General features: G+C 62.0%; 12 protein-coding genes. 10 read left to right on the top strand and 2 right to left on the bottom strand.

Annotated features, from left to right (window positions below; all coding sequences use genetic code 11):
- Window positions 1-373: 373 nt before the first annotated feature.
- From H035_RS0116465 to H035_RS20375, 5 genes are all read left to right on the top strand, one after another.
- Complete coding sequence (locus tag H035_RS0116465) at window positions 374-709, top strand: hypothetical protein (protein WP_152486094.1); 336 nt, start codon at window positions 374-376, stop codon at window positions 707-709.
- Window positions 710-806: 97 nt separating this feature from the next.
- The gene (locus tag H035_RS0116470) at window positions 807-1,445 is read left to right on the top strand and encodes a hypothetical protein (RefSeq protein ID WP_022950058.1); all 639 of its coding nucleotides are present in this window, start codon (window positions 807-809) and stop codon (window positions 1,443-1,445) included.
- Window positions 1,442-2,272, top strand: a complete 831-nt coding sequence (locus H035_RS0116475) for a M48 family metalloprotease (RefSeq protein ID WP_022950059.1) — start codon at window positions 1,442-1,444, stop codon at window positions 2,270-2,272. The genes H035_RS0116470 and H035_RS0116475 overlap by 4 nt, the downstream gene beginning before the upstream one ends.
- Before the next feature lie 4 nt (window positions 2,273-2,276).
- Window positions 2,277-2,450, top strand: a complete 174-nt coding sequence (locus H035_RS22065) for a hypothetical protein (RefSeq protein WP_161624041.1) — start codon at window positions 2,277-2,279, stop codon at window positions 2,448-2,450.
- A gap of 154 nt (window positions 2,451-2,604) precedes the next feature.
- On the top strand, window positions 2,605-4,338 hold the full coding sequence (locus tag H035_RS20375; protein WP_268741939.1) for an ABC transporter transmembrane domain-containing protein: 1,734 nt from the start codon (window positions 2,605-2,607) through the stop codon (window positions 4,336-4,338).
- A gap of 186 nt (window positions 4,339-4,524) precedes the next feature.
- On the opposite strand, the gene H035_RS0116490 is transcribed toward H035_RS20375, so the two are convergent.
- On the bottom strand, window positions 4,525-5,601 hold the full coding sequence (locus H035_RS0116490) for a hypothetical protein (RefSeq protein WP_026596739.1): 1,077 nt from the start codon (window positions 5,599-5,601) through the stop codon (window positions 4,525-4,527).
- A gap of 127 nt (window positions 5,602-5,728) precedes the next feature.
- On the opposite strand from H035_RS0116490, the gene H035_RS0116495 reads away from it, so the two are divergent.
- Window positions 5,729-6,880, top strand: a complete 1,152-nt coding sequence (locus H035_RS0116495; RefSeq protein WP_022950063.1) for a PQQ-dependent sugar dehydrogenase — start codon at window positions 5,729-5,731, stop codon at window positions 6,878-6,880.
- On the opposite strand, the gene H035_RS0116500 is transcribed toward H035_RS0116495, so the two are convergent.
- The gene (locus tag H035_RS0116500) at window positions 6,877-7,245 is read right to left on the bottom strand and encodes a DUF427 domain-containing protein (protein ID WP_022950064.1); all 369 of its coding nucleotides are present in this window, start codon (window positions 7,243-7,245) and stop codon (window positions 6,877-6,879) included. The genes H035_RS0116495 and H035_RS0116500 overlap by 4 nt on opposite strands.
- A gap of 238 nt (window positions 7,246-7,483) precedes the next feature.
- Between H035_RS0116500 and H035_RS0116505 the strand changes: the two genes are divergently transcribed.
- The 4 genes from H035_RS0116505 (at window position 7,484) to H035_RS0116520 (ending at window position 15,365) form a co-directional block, all read left to right on the top strand.
- Complete coding sequence (locus tag H035_RS0116505; protein ID WP_022950065.1) at window positions 7,484-9,343, top strand: ExeA family protein; 1,860 nt, start codon at window positions 7,484-7,486, stop codon at window positions 9,341-9,343.
- A 92-nt stretch (window positions 9,344-9,435) separates the two neighbouring features.
- On the top strand, window positions 9,436-11,850 hold the full coding sequence (locus H035_RS0116510) for an acyl-CoA dehydrogenase (RefSeq protein ID WP_022950066.1): 2,415 nt from the start codon (window positions 9,436-9,438) through the stop codon (window positions 11,848-11,850).
- Window positions 11,850-13,157: an acetyl-CoA C-acetyltransferase gene (locus H035_RS0116515; protein WP_022950067.1), complete on the top strand. Its 1,308-nt coding sequence runs from the start codon at window positions 11,850-11,852 to the stop codon at window positions 13,155-13,157. The genes H035_RS0116510 and H035_RS0116515 overlap by 1 nt, the downstream gene beginning before the upstream one ends.
- Window positions 13,158-13,331: 174 nt before the next feature.
- Window positions 13,332-15,365: a 3-hydroxyacyl-CoA dehydrogenase NAD-binding domain-containing protein gene (locus H035_RS0116520; protein WP_022950068.1), complete on the top strand. Its 2,034-nt coding sequence runs from the start codon at window positions 13,332-13,334 to the stop codon at window positions 15,363-15,365.
- The last annotated feature ends 7 nt before the right edge of the window (window positions 15,366-15,372 follow it).

Below are 15,372 nucleotides of genomic sequence, written 5' to 3' on the forward strand. Positions count from 1 at the left end.
GGGACCTGCTAGGAGGTTTGGAATCGAGAAGGGTGCCGCCACCAAACCAAGTATTAATAAGGTGAAGCACGCGCGAGGTTTCATAGGTCACCTCCCGGACAAATGCGAGCATTAAACGGCCTTTCCACCCTTCGCCAAAATGCTTCAAGACCGTTGCAAAGTCAATGAAGCATACCCTCCGAACTAAGTCAAGCAGATTCGTCGCTCTTCCTTCTCCGGAAGGGCTTGGTACCGACTGACGATCCGATCCTTATCGAGTGGTCGCATCAATCCGAGACATTCTTTTCCGTTAGGCGAGCAACATCCGAGAAGAATTCCGCCGTCCTCGTCCGTGTATCTAATTCAAGACGGTATATCGAGAAGGTCACCTAAAATGAAATTACGCTTTGTTACGGCTGTTATGGCCGGTCTGCTTTTTCTGGGCGGGACCGCACAGGCTACCGACGTGTTCGTGAACGGCAAGGAATTACGACCGAATGAATTGCTGGTTCTGGAGCGAATGCTCGGCGCTTCTGTTGTCCCCGGCTACTATTTGTACAACCCGCGGACGGGTTGCTGGGCGAATCTAGTGAACGGCGCTTCAGGCTGTCTCAACGCCGGTTCCGGCGGAAGTCCAGCCGACCGATGGGTCAGTCCGGAAGAATTGACTCACGGCGGACTGCGCGGGGTCAGACCGGGCCCTTTGTCCACCTACGATTTCGTCCGCTGATTTTTCCGCAAGAAAAGGAACGGAAACACATCTCTCCGCGACGATGCCAAGGAAGGCCTCGTCGCGTCCATGACGCCGACTGCATGAGGTGTTGAACATGGAAATATTTCTATTTCGTATTCTGGAACGAATGATCGCCGTCGCCATCGGTGGTATCGCCATTTATTTGGGCTATCGGCTTTTCTACGCCGTTGACACCACCGGCGACGGCCGGATCGAAGTCAAGCTACCCCGCGATTTGACCGTGATGATCAGCCGGATCGGACCGGGCGTATTTTTCGCTCTGTTCGGAGCGGGAGTCGTCGGTGCATCGCTCGCCTTTCCAGTCCGCTACAGCGAGCAAAAATCGAAAATCGCGGGTGACGCGTACCGCCAACGGGAATGGTCCGGAATCGGGGCCGCCATCTCGGGCATCGGCACCCCGACCAATCACATTCCGTCCATTTCACCCGATCAGGAATTGACGTTCGATCGACTCCGGGTACAACAACATATCGCCTTCCTGAATCAACTGCCGCCCCTGCTTGATTCGAAGCTTTCGACGGCCCAGCAGCGGCATGTACGGAAAACTCTGCTAGCAACCAAACTACACCTCATGAAAAGCGTTTGGGACCGGGACTGGGGCTCATTCGAAGACTTCCTGCTTTGGGCGGAAGAAGGCGGCAAAGCGGTCGACTCGGAAGCGTTCCGCACGGCGGCGGCATTTTTCACTCACGGTAGAGAGGAACCTCGATGATCAAGATTTTGTTGCCGGCCCTGCTATTCGTTTCGCTGCAGGCATACGCCGAGGAGGTAAACGATATGTACGCGGAGAGGGAATTGGTTCACGCTCAAGCCAGATACGAGCGACGGATCGACGAGCTCTTCTCGCAGCGTCTCTGGAGCCTGATGAAAGAAGAGGAGCGACGAGCACTCCCCGACGTCCGCATCCTGCTTCCGTTAAAGGGGAACGGTCCGCTGAACGCCTTCTCGGGTAGAATAGACGGAATTCCCACCGTAGTCCTCCCCGTATTAACCCTCAAGTTCATCGAGGACTTGAGTATGGCCTACGCCTGGCGGCACGTCTATCAATACAGCCTGGAACCCATCGATGAATATCTGGCGATGCTGAAATATCGGCGGCCTGGCGACTTTCCCGGTTCCCGCCTGCCGAACCCCCTGACGGCACTGGGCGTTCCGGCACGGATCTGGGAAAAGGATACACGGGTGGACGATTTGTCACTGCGCTTTCGCAACACGGCGTGGGCCTTCATTCTTGCCCACGAACTAGAGCATTTGCGACGGCGTCATCCGGGCAATGGCTCCGTGCCGGCAAAGGTTTCCCAACGCCATGAACAAGAAGCGGATGCATTTGCGGTTGAACTCTTCAGACGATCTGACGAGATCCCGATGGGAATGATTCTCTGGTTTCAGGCAAGCGTAGGGTATTTTCCGAACCGGGCGGATTTCCGCAGCGAGGCGGAATATCGCGATTGGCTGCGAGGCAAGTTGAACCATCCCCGCTGGGGTTCGGCGACTCACCCCATGAACCCTGGCCGCGGCGATCAATCAGTCGGCGGATGAAAGTTTGAGCCGCAGCCATTCGGGGATTCTACGATTCATCGCCGGGAAAGTCGTCGCCATCGGGGATATCTTGGCCGAACCCGACATGCAGCGCCTGATTGCCCGCTGTGCCGTACTGGGAAACCCCGACGATCTCAAACGTCTGGAACATCGCCCCTGCGATCGAAGACTGAATTAGGGTTCTTTCCGCTTCTCCCGGGCAAAAGGGATATGCCGGAGGCAAATGGGTGCCGGCGGCCATTAAGAAGGTATAGTAACGATCCATGGAGGATAAGTCGGGAACAGCATCGCGGCCGTCCGGCGCGGCAGACCGCGGAGGCGGTCTTCGCGCCCTGAGGGGCGTTTTGCCTTTTCTTAAACCCTATGCGGGTCGTCTGGGACTCGCCCTGATTCTGCTCACCCTCGCCGCCGGTACCGCCTTGGCGCTCCCCTGGGCGATCCGCGGCATCATCGATCTGGGACTCGGTGAAGCCCCCCTCGCCGAAATCAACCGTCATTTTCTGCTGCTCCTGGGATTGGCGGCGGCCCTTGCGCTGTTCGCATCGAGCCGTTTTTACCTGGTCATGTGGCTGGGAGAGCGCATCGTCGCCGATATTCGACGCGCAGTCTACGGCCATGTGATCCATTTGAGCCCCGCGTTTTTCGAGGAGACCCGGCCCGGCGAAGTGCTTTCCCGGCTCACCGCCGACACCACCTTGGTGCAATCGGTGGTGGGGGCGGGCATTTCCATCGCCCTGCGCAGCGCTTTCATGCTGGGGGGCAGTCTGATCATGCTGGCGGCGACCAACCCCAGGCTCACCGGATGGATTCTGGTTTTGGTGCCGCTGGCGGTGTTTCCCTTGATCGTTTTCGGTCGCAAGGTGAGACGCCTGTCCCGAGAAAGCCAGGATCGCCTGGCCGAGGCCAGCGCGGTGGCCGGGGAAACTTTGAGCGCCATGCCCATGGTGCAGGCTTTCACCCTGGAACGCTTGCAGACCGGACGCTTCGCCGCGGTGGTGGAATCGGCCTTCGCTGCCGCTCGGCGGCGCATTCTGGCGCGTTCCCTGCTTTCGGCGTTCGCCATCCTGGTGGTGTTCGGCGCGGTCCTCCTGGTATTGTGGATCGGCGCTCTCGATGTGATCGCCGGAAATATGAGCGTGGGGGAATTGGGCCAATTCCTACTTTACGCCGCCATGGTGGCCACCGCCAGCGCCGCCCTCAGCGAGGTTTGGGGCGAGGTTCAGCGGGCCGCCGGGGCCATGGAGCGATTGCTGGAGTTGCTTCACGCCCGCACCCGCATCGAAACGTCGCCGCCGCCGACTTCCCTGCCGGACACGTCGCGCGGTCCCATCCGGTTCGAGGCGGTCACTTTTCATTACCCTTCCCGCCCCGGCCAAGCGGCGCTTCGGGATTTTTCCCTGGAGGTCGCCGCGGGCGAACGCCTGGCCCTGGTGGGCCCCTCGGGAGCCGGCAAGAGCACAGTATTTCAACTGCTGCTGCGGTTCTACGACCCCCAGGCCGGCGTCATCCGCCTGGGCGGAATTCCTTTGCGGCGGGTCGAACCGGGCGAACTACGTCGTCATATCGGCATCGTTCCCCAGGAAACCGTCATTTTCGCCGACAGCGCCCTGGAAAACATCCGCTACGGCAGACCGGGGGCAAGCGACGAAGAAGTGCATGCCGCCGCCAGGCTGGCGGCGGCGGACGGGTTCATCCGGGCGTTACCCGAAAGTTATGCGACTTTCTTGGGCGAACGTGGCATTCGCCTTTCCGGCGGCCAACGGCAGCGCATCGCCATCGCCCGCGCCATCTTGAAAAATCCGCCGGTTCTGCTTCTGGACGAAGCCACCAGCGCCCTGGATGCTGAAAGCGAGCGCCTGGTTCAATCCGCCCTGGACCGGTTGATGCGAGGCCGCACCACCCTGGTGATCGCCCATCGCCTTTCCACCGTGCTTAAGGCCGACCGTATCGTGGTGATGGATCGCGGGGAAATTATCGCCGTGGGCAAGCACCACGAGCTGATCCAACAGGGCGGCCTCTACGCCAGATTGGCGGCAATCCAATTCGAGGAGTTGAATGCGCACTGAAAGCAAGGGGTACACCACAAAAAATAAACTTTCCCGAAAACCCATGTTCTTAAAGAAGGAGAGCAGCGAATCTTGACCGCTCGGAGGTAGGATATGACGCGTTTTCTCCGGTTCCTTCTTGAAAATCAACAGCGCCTGGCTCCCGGGATACCGACGAAATATTCGGGGCACCGGAGCGGTTAGGTTTCAATCTCCGCCACACGCTGGCCCCGGGTCGCTGATACGTAAATAATGCTGGGAGCGGCCTTGCTCGAGGAGCCGAATGCGATTGACGATATCGGCGGCGCTGCTCTTGCCGATGGGACCGGCAACAATGCGATCGGTGGCCGCCGCGAGCAAGCGCACGTAGCTGTCATGGGGACCGCCGGCCAGGCTCGAATAGGCCATTGTCCCGTGGGTCTTGAAATCGGGTTCGATTTCAGGCACCTCGGTGCCGGGATTGCAGGCGCCGAAAAAGATCAAGCCGGCGGGGTCGACCAGCGACTTGAGTCCCTCCGTAAACCGATAAAACCTGTCCGCCGCCACCCGCTCTTCCGACTCGACGACGAACAGTGGCTTGCGGCAGACCGCGCGACAGAGCTCGCGACGATTCGCACGCGCCACCGGGTCCTCGATTTCATATAGGCGGGCATAGGAACAGTGAAACTCGAAACAAGCGGCGTCGACGGGCTGAACTTCCCGCTCCACCCGGGTCAGAAGTTCGCGTAATTCCACTTCGCTTTTGTCGCGCAGCCGGTCCCAATGGGACGCCATGAATTCGCTGAAAGCCGCGTTTTCACCGGCGTCGTAGCGAATGGTCAATACCTTTTCGATCCCGGGCTGCGATTCGCGGATTCGGGTGACGCTGCGGTGCGATCCCGTCATGTTCCTCTTTTCTCGAAGCGTCTCCTGGTTGAGAATGGGGCCGTCGAAGCCGCCGTGACCGATGAAGATTACCCGATCGAAGGGGGCCGATTGTTGCCGCAACCGGTCCACCTGCCGGTAATAGTCCGCCCAGATTCGCACTTCCGGCAACCAGGTCACGTCGGCCCCGAAGCGACGCCGATAAAAACGTTCGATGATCCTCGCCGGACGTTCGGGCCAGTACTCGCTTTCCTCGGTGCCCGGCTCGGCTCGCAACAGCGGCACCAGCAGAACGCGCCGCGGCATAGGTAGATCCGAAACCTGCCGCCCCGATTCGCATGCTTCCAACGACCGGACCGCGCCCTCCCCCATCCAGACCAACAGGAAGATCACCATCGCCGCCCGGGCTAGGTCGACCACGTTTTGACATATCCTGCTCATGCGCATCATGGTCGCAGTATAAATCAACCGGCGAAGGGACTGCGATTTCAAGAAATTGTGTCAGAATGGCTTCCGAGTTCGGGGCCAAACACACCGGAGGGGCATCATGAAAAAAGTTGCGATCACGGCGACGGGATTGATTCTGGCGGCCTTGCTGCTTTCCTTCTGCAAACCGGTGGTGCGGATGTTCATGTCCCCCGGTGAGCCGCCGGCGGGGCAGAAAGGCATGACGACCGAAACGCCGGGCATCCACGTCCAAGTGGTGGCCGAAGGCTTGGAAATTCCCTGGGAAATCCGGTTCCTGCCGGACGGCGATATGCTGGTTACCGAGCGCCCGGGACGGCTGCTGAAACTGCCGATTCCGGACCCGGACGACGCACCGGTTCACCCCGAGGACGGCCACGCTTGGACAGTCGCTTCGATTCATCATCAAGGCGAAGGCGGCCTCATGGGTTTGGCGCTGCATCCCAATTTCGCCGCCAACCGCCTGATTTATCTCATGCACACCAGCCAAAAAGCGGGGCAAGCGGTCAATCGGGTGACGCGCTATCGGCTCACCGAACTGGGCCTGATCGACGCCAAGACGATTCTGGATAACATCCCGGCGGCCAGCTTCCATACCGGCGGACGCCTCGCCTTCGGACCGGACGGCTACCTCTACATCACCACCGGCGACGCGACCCAATCCGAGCTGGCCCAGACGCGCAATACGCTCAACGGCAAGATTTTGCGGGTCACCGACAACGGCGAAATACCGCCGGACAACCCCTTCGATTCCTTGCTCTGGTCGTGGGGGCACCGCAATCCTCAAGGCCTGGCCTGGGACGATTCCGGACGACTGTGGAGCACCGAGCACGGCCGCTCCGGCTTGCGCAGCGGATTCGACGAGCTGAATTTGATCCAGCCGGGCGCCAACTACGGCTGGCCCGCGATCGAAGGCGACGCAACCGAATCCGGCATGCATCCGCCGGTAAAGCATTCCGGCCCCGACTACACCTGGGCGCCGGCGGATTTGGCCTGGCTCGACAAACGCTTGTTCTTCGGCGGCCTGCGCGGACAGGCCCTTTACGCAACCCGGATACAAGGGGAAAAAGTGGCCGGTTTTCACGCCCATTTCGTGGAGGAATTCGGACGCATCCGCGCCGTTGCCGTAGGGCCCGACAGCATGCTCTATTTCGCCACCAGCAACCGCGACGGCCGCGGCCGGGTGCATACAGGCGACGACAAGATACTGCGCGTCGATCCGGCTGATCTTTAACCTGACCTGTCGCCGCCCCCTTGAATCCGAATCAGCTCGGGATCGAAAGCGAGTCGTCCTCGAATAGGGGCGACGGCTTCGAACGGCGCCTCGTAGCTCCAGGCTGCGTCCCTGATCGTCTCGCCGTCCAGCTCGATCGAATAATAAGTGGTATCGCCCTTGAAAGGGCAATGGGTGGTGGTGGCCGATCGCCGCAAGCGTGTCATCTCCACGTCCTCGCGCGGAATGTATAGCCTGAGCGGATAACCGGTTTCGCGCAGCTCGATCGCCTTGCGCGTGTCGGCAATCAAGGTGTCACCTGCCCAGACCCGCACCCGGCCGGAATGACTTTTAAGGTCGATGCGTTCGCTCGGATCATGGCACATCCATCGACTCCCATCGAGATGATCGTGTCTTGATTACCATGAGACATCTTTCACCGGACACAGTGCCCCCCTTTCCCAGAGCAGGTTCCACTTGCCCTCTGGCCCCAGCGGGAGACGGGGTTCAGCAGATCCAGGGAAACCCAAACCGCCCCAGATTTATTGACACTTTCCCGGTCCTGGAATACATTGCTTGAAGCTTTACTGCTTATGTCCCTGAGGTCCTTTGGGAGAAAGATCCATGCAAGAGGCACCGGGCATCTATCAGATGCTCGCCTCCTATTTCGGTTGCCGACAAGAACCCTTTCGGCGTTCTCCCGATCCGCGCCACGTCTCCCTGAGTCCTTCTCAAGCACTAGGCTATCGGCGGCTTTTGGCCCATATCCGTGCCGGCGCGAGGCACTTGCTGGTTATCGGCGAACCGGGAACCGGCAAGACATCGTTGCTACGCCGCCTATCCCAAGCACTGGCCGAAGCGGATTACGCCGTGTCCTTTTTCTGTAATCCCGTCGCTTCGATTTCTGAATTGACCGAAACCGCCACGGCGGGCGATCCCCCCCCTTCCCCCTCAAGCGGCAGGGAGGAGGGCAAGGGCAGAGTACTGCTCCTGGACGAAGCCGACGGACTTTCGGAGGACATCCTCGGGGCGCTGATTCGAAATTCCGAGTCCGACTTTACTCACCGGGGGCGGATGCATGTCGTTCTCGCAGGCCGGCCGACCTTGTTGACCAAGCTCCGCGCCGTAGGTCTGGAAGCGGCGGCTGAATCGCCCATCCGGCTGGCACCCCTCGAGAAAAACGAAGTGGGGCCATTCATTCGTCAGCACTTGAAAGCCGTCGGCTGCGATTCACCTCAGCTGTTTTCCGAGAAAGCCGTTCAACGGGTGGCCCGATACACGGGCGGGGTTCCCGCACGCATCCAAGTGCTCTGTTCGAACGCCATGATGGTGGCGGCGTTGGAGAACGAGCGCGTCATTACCGAGACCCTGGTGGAGCAGGTGGCCCGGGAACAATCTTTCACGGACGAAGAGGAGCCCGCCATCGCCGGGAAAGCTTCCCCCATCACGACACCGCGGTTCGACGAACTCCCCGAGCCCGAGGAAACGGTAACGCTCCAAACGTTCACCGCCGCCAGTCTCGAATCTCCGCCCTATCGTCCTCGCCAAGGGAGACGCCTGGGCCGCCGATCACTGACGCTCCTTCTCCTGATGTGGGTGTCGATGATGCTGGGGGCTTCAATGATGTATCTGTTGGGACCCTACAAACACATGGATGCCTCCAGACACTTGTCGAAGCCTCTTCCGCCGCAGAGACCGGAAGCAAGACAAGCGAAACCGGGGCTACCCATCTCTCCGCTTCCTGCTACCACGCCCATGGCACCAAGCGAGTCGGAGGCCGAAGCGGGCCGCCTCCAGGTTCCCCGGAAGATCCGGGGGTATGAAGATACCCCCATTCCCCTCGACATCCGCGTCACCCCGCAACTGGCCTCCGACCTGGCTGTGGAGCTTCACGGCTTGCCGCCGAGCGTCCATCTCTCCGCAGGCCGCAGGGAGGGGGATAGGTGGCTCCTTCCGAGCACCGGTTTGACGGGGCTCACCCTTACTCCGCCGCCGCACAGCGACCGGGATTTTTCCTTCTCCATCCAGGGATTCCACCGCACCTCCGGGCAGCGACTGGCGACCGCTTCCGTCGAGGCGAAGGTTCGAGCGGTGGCGGACATGCCGCAGCTCAAGGTGTCGGCCGCACCGGGTGACCGCTTCACCCCCATTCCCCTGCAGATATGGTCCCGACTCGAGGACCAAGACGGATCGGAGGAACTTACCATTGATATCTGCGGCGTCCCTTACACCGTCAAACTCTCCGCCGGTCATCCCCAACGCAAGGGCTGCTGGACACTCACTCCCGCCCAACTCCGCGGGTTGATTTTGACCCCCCTGGCAAACTCTCCCCCCGAGCTCATACTGGGAGTGACCGCCAAAGCGACCGAATCAGCCAATGGAGACAGCGCCAGCACCACCGAAACCTTGCGCCTCCAGGTGTTTTCGGCCAACCCCCAAGAAAACGAATTTTTGACCGATCGTTCCCCCGCGCCCGATCGCTAAGGGGGCGCACATCGGCGCCAACTTGCCCCCGGCCGGTGGAGAGCGCTAAACTCGATACTCTGTCGGTACTTTGCTAGCCAAAGGGAGGCGCCATGGCGCTCGTTTCCGCCCTCATCTCCGCATTCCTGATCCTGGCTTTCACGGGCGCCGGGTTAAGGATGTGGAGCGGGGTTCTGATCGCAATCCTGACCGTGGGAACCCTGCTCCAACTTGCGGGACCTTCTGTCCTCACCGCTTTGTGGCTGTCGATCGCGATTCCCCTGACCGTCCTCAACCTGCCGCCGCTGCGCCGCCGGCTGCTCAGCGCCCCGGCGATGCGGCTGACCCGCAAACGCCTCCCTGAACTTTCCCGCACCGAGCAGGAAGCGCTGGAGGCCGGCGATGCCTGGTGGGAGGCGGAATTGCTGGGCGGCCGGCCCAACTGGCGCAAGCTCCTGGATTTCCCCCGCCAGCCGTTGACCGAGGAAGAACAGGCGTTCCTCGATGGACCGGTGGTAGAACTATGCCGGATGCTCGACGACTGGAAAATCACCCACCGCGACCGCGATTTGCCTCCCGAGGTTTGGCGCTTCATCCGCAACAACCGCTTCTTCGGCCTGATTCTGCCCCAACGTTACGGGGGGCTGGCCTTCTCCGCGCGCGCCCATTCCGAGGTGGTGGTTAAGATCGCCAGCCGCAGTATCACCGCCGCGGTGACGGTGATGGTGCCCAATTCCCTGGGACCCGGCGAGCTAATTCTCAAATACGGCAGCCAAGAACAGAAAGATTACTATCTACCGCGCCTGGCCAGCGGCGAAGAGATCCCCTGCTTCGCCCTCACCGGACCGGAAGCCGGCTCGGATGCCGGCGCCATGACCGATACCGGCGTGGTCTGCCGGCAGGATTTCGAAGGAAGATCGAATGTGCTCGGCATTCGCCTCAACTGGGACAAGCGCTACATCACCCTGGCGCCGGTGGCGACCTTGCTGGGACTGGCCTTCAAGCTCCAGGACCCCGACCGGCTTCTGGGCGAGGAGGCGGATCCGGGCATTACCTTGGCCCTGATTCCCACCGCCACCCCGGGGGTGGAAATCGGCGATCGTCACAACCCCATGGACATTCCCTTTCAGAACGGCCCGACCCGCGGCCAAGACGTGTTCATTCCCTTGGACTGGCTCGTCGGCGGCCGGGAAGGGGTGAACCAAGGCTGGCGGATGCTGATGGAATGCCTGGCGGAAGGGCGCGGTATCTCCCTGCCCGCCCTGGCCGCCGCCGGCGGCAAAGTGGCGAGCCGCACCACCGGCGCCTACGCCCGCATCCGGCGCCAGTTCCGCGTTCCCATCGGCGCCTTCGAGGGAATCGCCGAAGCCCTGGGAAAAATCGGCGGTCTCACCTATGTCATCGACGCGGCACGGATACTGACGGTAGACGCCATCGACCGAGGCATCCACCCCACGGTGGCCTCGGCGATCATCAAATACCATCTCACCGAAGCCATGCGTCAACTGGTCAACGACGCCATGGACGTGCACGGCGGCAAGACCATAATCCAGGGCCCCCACAATCATCTGAGCCGGCTTTACCAATCGATTCCCATCAGCATCACCGTGGAGGGGGCCAACATTCTCACCCGCAACATGATCATCTACGGCCAGGGGGCGATTCGCTGCCATCCCTACCTGCTCACCGAGATGCACGCGGCGCAGGCGCTGGATTTGACCGCCTTCGATCGGGCGCTGACCGGACATCTGGGATTGGTGATTCGCAACAAGGTCCGAGCGATCCTGCTGGGCCTGTCCCACGGCCTGCTCGCCCCGGCGCCGAGCGGTTCCTATCGGCGCACCCTGCAACATTTGAACCGCTTCTCGGCGGCGTTGGCTTTCCTGAGCGATGTCAGCCTGGGCCTGCTGGGGGGCGAACTGAAGCGGCGCGAGCGCGTCTCCGCGCGGCTGGGGGATATCTTGAGTCACCTTTATTTGGCTTCGGCTCTGCTACGCCATCACCAAGCATCGAACTCGCCGCAAGACGAGGCGCCGCTGCTGGAATGGGGAATAGCGTGGTGCTTATCGCACATGGAAGGGGCGATGGTGGACCTTTTGGACAACTACCCCGCCCCCTGGCTGGGATGGATTTTGAAACGCCTGGTCCTCCCCTGGGGACGGCGATTCTCCCCGCCCGCCGACCGCCTGGATTTCGCCGTCTCTCGCCTGCTGCAATCGCAGGGCCCGGCGCGCGATCGCCTCACCGCCGGCATTTTCATGCCTTCGGAGCCGGACGAACCGGTCGCCCGCCTGGAAGCGGCCCTCGCATCGATCCTGGCCGCCGAACCCATCGAGCGGCGGATCAAAGCGGCGGTCAAGGCGGGCCGTATCCCGCCGGGTCCCGCCGTAATCGATGCGGCGCTCGGGGAAGGAGTGATCGACTCCGAGGAAGCCGAACGCTTGAGGCAAACGGAAACGCTCACCCGGCAGGTCATCGCCGTGGATGCCTTTCCCCCTCAACATTTTGAATCAGTCGAGGAAGTTTAATGGAGCACAGTCAGGATTTTCCCATGACCGGCCGCCCGGTCTACGTGGTCGACGGGAGCCGCACCCCCTGCCTGAAGGCCCGCGGCAAACCGGGCCCCTTCACCGCCGCCGACCTGGCCCTGCGCGCCGCCCAACCGCTGCTGGCACGCCAACCCTTCGAACCTCCGGTCCTGGATCAAGTGATCTTGGGCTGCGCCATTCCCGGCCCGGACGAGGCCAACATCGCCCGGGTGGTGGCCCTGCGCGCCGGCTGTGGGCGTTCGACGCCGGCCTGGTCGGTGCAGCGCAACTGCGGCTCGGGCATGCAGGCGATCGATTCCGCCGCGCGCGACATCGCCGCCGGCCGATCCAACCTGGTGCTCGCCGGCGGCGCCGAGGCCATGAGCCACGCTCCGGTGCTGTTCAACAACGCGATGGTGGCTTGGCTGGGCCAATGGCAGAAAGCCCGTACGCTCCCCGCCCGGCTGCGCCACTTTACCCGGCTGCGACCCGCTCATCTTAAGCCCATCATCGGTTTGCTTCGCGGTTTGACCGATCCCACGGTGGGCCTGAGCATGGGACGCACCGCCGAGATTCTGGCCTGGCGATTCGATATTTCGCGGCGGGAAATGGATCTCTACGCCCACGCCAGTCACCATAGACTGGCGGCGGCCCAAGCCGAAGGGCGACTGGCGGACGAAATCGAGAGCATCTACGACGGCGAGGGGCATTTTTACGATCACGACGATGGCGTGCGCCCCGACCTCACCCTGGAGCAATTGGCCGCTCTCAAGCCGGTTTTCGATCGTAAGTTCGGTCTGGTGACCGCCGGCAACAGTTCGCAGGTCACCGACGGCGCCGCCTGGCTGCTTCTGGCCAGCGAAGAAGCGGTCCAGCGCTACGATCTGAAAGTCATGGGACGCGTCTTGGATTGCACCTGGGCCGGTCTGGATCCGGCCCAAATGGGGTTGGGACCGGTTTACTCGAGCGCCGCCCTGCTGGGGCGCAACCGTCTCGACCTGGATCAAATCGACTACTGGGAGCTCAACGAGGCCTTCGCCGGCCAGGTGCTCGCCTGCCTCAAGGCTTTCGCCGACGAGCGCTTCTGCCGGGAAACCCTGGATCTTCCCGGGGCTCTGGGGGAAATCGACCGGGACCGACTCAATATGGACGGCGGCGCGGTGGCCGTCGGCCACCCGGTGGGCATGAGCGGCACCCGAATCGTGCTGCATCTGCTGCGCGTCATGGCCGCGCGGGGCGGCAAACGGGGGGTGGCGACCTTGTGCATCGGCGGCGGTCAAGGAGGCGCCATGTTGCTGGAAAGGTAGGGGCGGCCCCTGCGCCTGCCCCAGCCCCGGGCAACCACGGGGTCCCCTGCCAGGGATGATTTGCCCACCATCAAAATCGTAGAGGCAGGCCCCCGTGCCTGCCCCAGGCCCGGGCAACCACGGGGGGTTGCCCCTACAGAAACCGTAGATTAAGGCATTGAGAGAAGAGCAATCATGGCAACACTTCGACACTTCCGCCTGAAAACCGATAACCAGGGGATCGCCTGGCTTCATTTCGATCACGCCGAATCCAACGCCAACGTCCTTTCCGCCGACGTGCTGGCGGAATTGGGCAGCGTGCTCGATCGCTTCCACAAAAATCCACCCCGCGGGTTGGTGATTCTGTCCGACAAGCCCTCGGGCTTCATCGCCGGCGCCGACGTGAAAGAATTCATCCAGCTCACCGAACGCCATCGTGCCCTGAGTCTGATTCAAGTGGCCCACAAGCGACTCCAAAGCCTGGCCACACTACCGTGCCCCACCGTAGCCCGAATCCATGGCTACTGCTTGGGCGGAGGACTGGAACTGGCCCTGGCGTGCCGCTACCGGGTGGCCCTGGACGACGCCAAGACCCGCCTGGGACTGCCCGAGGTGCTGCTCGGCATCCACCCCGGCTTCGGCGGCAGCGTGCGCCTGATCCGCCGAATCGGCGCGCCGGCGGCCTTTCAATTGATGCTTTCGGGGCGCACCGTCGACGCCGCCAAGGCCGCCCGGCTGGGCTTGGTGGATCATGCCGTTCCCGAAAGACATTGGGACCGCGCCTGTCGCCAAATACTGAAAACCCAACCCCCGCAAAAGCACCCTTCCCGCCTGGCGACCTTGGCCGATACCGCTCCGGTTCGTCCGCTGCTGGCTTTTTTTCTGAATCGGCAGGCGGCCAAACGCGCACCCGCTCAGCATTACCCCGCCCCCTATGCCTTGATCGATATTTGGCGACGTCACGGGGCCCACTCCGACAGCATGTTCCAGGCCGAAGCCGAATCGGTCGCCGATCTTCTCCTGTCCGACACTTCGCGCAACCTGGTGCGGATGTTTTTCCTGCGCGAACGACTCAAGGGCTTGGGCAAGGAATCCACTGATTTCTCCCACGTCCATGTGGTGGGCGCCGGCACCATGGGAGGCGACATCGCCGCCTGGTGCGTCTCCCGGGGACTTACCGCCGGCCTTCAAGATCGCGAACCGAGATACATCGCACCGGCGGTGAAGCGGGCCTATCGGCTGTTCAAGCGCAGATTCAAAGCCAAGCACGAGGAAACCGCCGCCCGCGACCGGCTGATTCCCGACTCCAAGGGATTTCAAGTCGATCGCGCCGATATCGTGATCGAGGCAATCGTGGAGAATCTGAACGCCAAGCGGGCCCTCTACCGGGAAATCGAATCCAAACTCGCGCCCGACGCCCTTCTGGCCACCAACACCTCCAGCCTGCCCCTGGAGGAATTGGCCGAGGGGCTCCAACACCCGGAGAGGTTGGTGGGAATGCATTTCTTCAATCCGGTGGCGAAAATGCAGTTGGTGGAAGTGGTGCGGGGAAGTCATACCGACGAGGGCGTCGCCGACCGGGCCGCCGCTTTCGTGCGCGCCATCGACCGCCTGCCGCTACCGGTGAAAAGCGCGCCCGGCTTTCTGGTCAACCGGGTGCTGATGCCTTATCTCTTGGAAGCGGTGGTGCTGTTGGAAGAAGGCATCCCGGCCGATGCCGTCGACCGGGCGGCGACCGAATTCGGCATGCCCATGGGACCGATCCGGTTGGCCGATACGGTGGGACTGGACATCTGCCTGGCGGTGGCCGAAATCCTGACCGAGAATCTGGGGGGCGAGGTACCCCGGCTGCTTCGCGACAAAGTCGCAGCCGGCGAACTGGGGGTGAAAAGCGGGACCGGTTTTTACCGCTACAAGCGCGGCAAGCCGATCGTCTGGAGAAAATCGGCCAGCCCCCTCCCCCAGGAAACCATCGAGGAGCGCTTGATCCTGCGGCTGCTCAACGAATGCGTGGCGGTACTCCGGGAACAGGTGGTGGAAGACGCCGACCTGGTGGACGCCGGAATGGTCTTCGGCGCCGGTTTCGCGCCCTTTCGCGGCGGTCCCATGCATTATCTGAGACAGCGCGGAATAGCGGAAACCCAACAGAAGCTGGAAGAATTTGCGTCCACCTACGGGCCCAGATTTCAACCCGACCCTGGTTGGGATATATTGCAGATACCGGCTTGAAACCGGC

This window comes from Methylohalobius crimeensis 10Ki (assembly GCF_000421465.1).
GTDB classification, from domain to species: Bacteria; Pseudomonadota; Gammaproteobacteria; order Methylococcales; family Methylothermaceae; genus Methylohalobius; species Methylohalobius crimeensis.

What these genes read in the sequence shown, in the direction of transcription:
- H035_RS0116465 (WP_152486094.1), top strand. Translation starts at nt 374, where the DNA reads ATGAAATTACGCTTTGTTACGGCTGTTATGGCCGGTCTGCTTTTTCTG.
- H035_RS0116470 (WP_022950058.1), top strand. Translation starts at nt 807, where the DNA reads ATGGAAATATTTCTATTTCGTATTCTGGAACGAATGATCGCCGTCGCC.
- H035_RS0116475 (WP_022950059.1), top strand. Translation starts at nt 1,442, where the DNA reads ATGATCAAGATTTTGTTGCCGGCCCTGCTATTCGTTTCGCTGCAGGCA.
- H035_RS0116495 (WP_022950063.1), top strand. Translation starts at nt 5,729, where the DNA reads ATGAAAAAAGTTGCGATCACGGCGACGGGATTGATTCTGGCGGCCTTG.
- H035_RS0116500 (WP_022950064.1), bottom strand. Translation starts at nt 7,245, where the DNA reads ATGTGCCATGATCCGAGCGAACGCATCGACCTTAAAAGTCATTCCGGC.
- H035_RS0116505 (WP_022950065.1), top strand. Translation starts at nt 7,484, where the DNA reads ATGCAAGAGGCACCGGGCATCTATCAGATGCTCGCCTCCTATTTCGGT.
- H035_RS0116510 (WP_022950066.1), top strand. Translation starts at nt 9,436, where the DNA reads ATGGCGCTCGTTTCCGCCCTCATCTCCGCATTCCTGATCCTGGCTTTC.
- H035_RS0116515 (WP_022950067.1), top strand. Translation starts at nt 11,850, where the DNA reads ATGGAGCACAGTCAGGATTTTCCCATGACCGGCCGCCCGGTCTACGTG.
- H035_RS0116520 (WP_022950068.1), top strand. Translation starts at nt 13,332, where the DNA reads ATGGCAACACTTCGACACTTCCGCCTGAAAACCGATAACCAGGGGATC.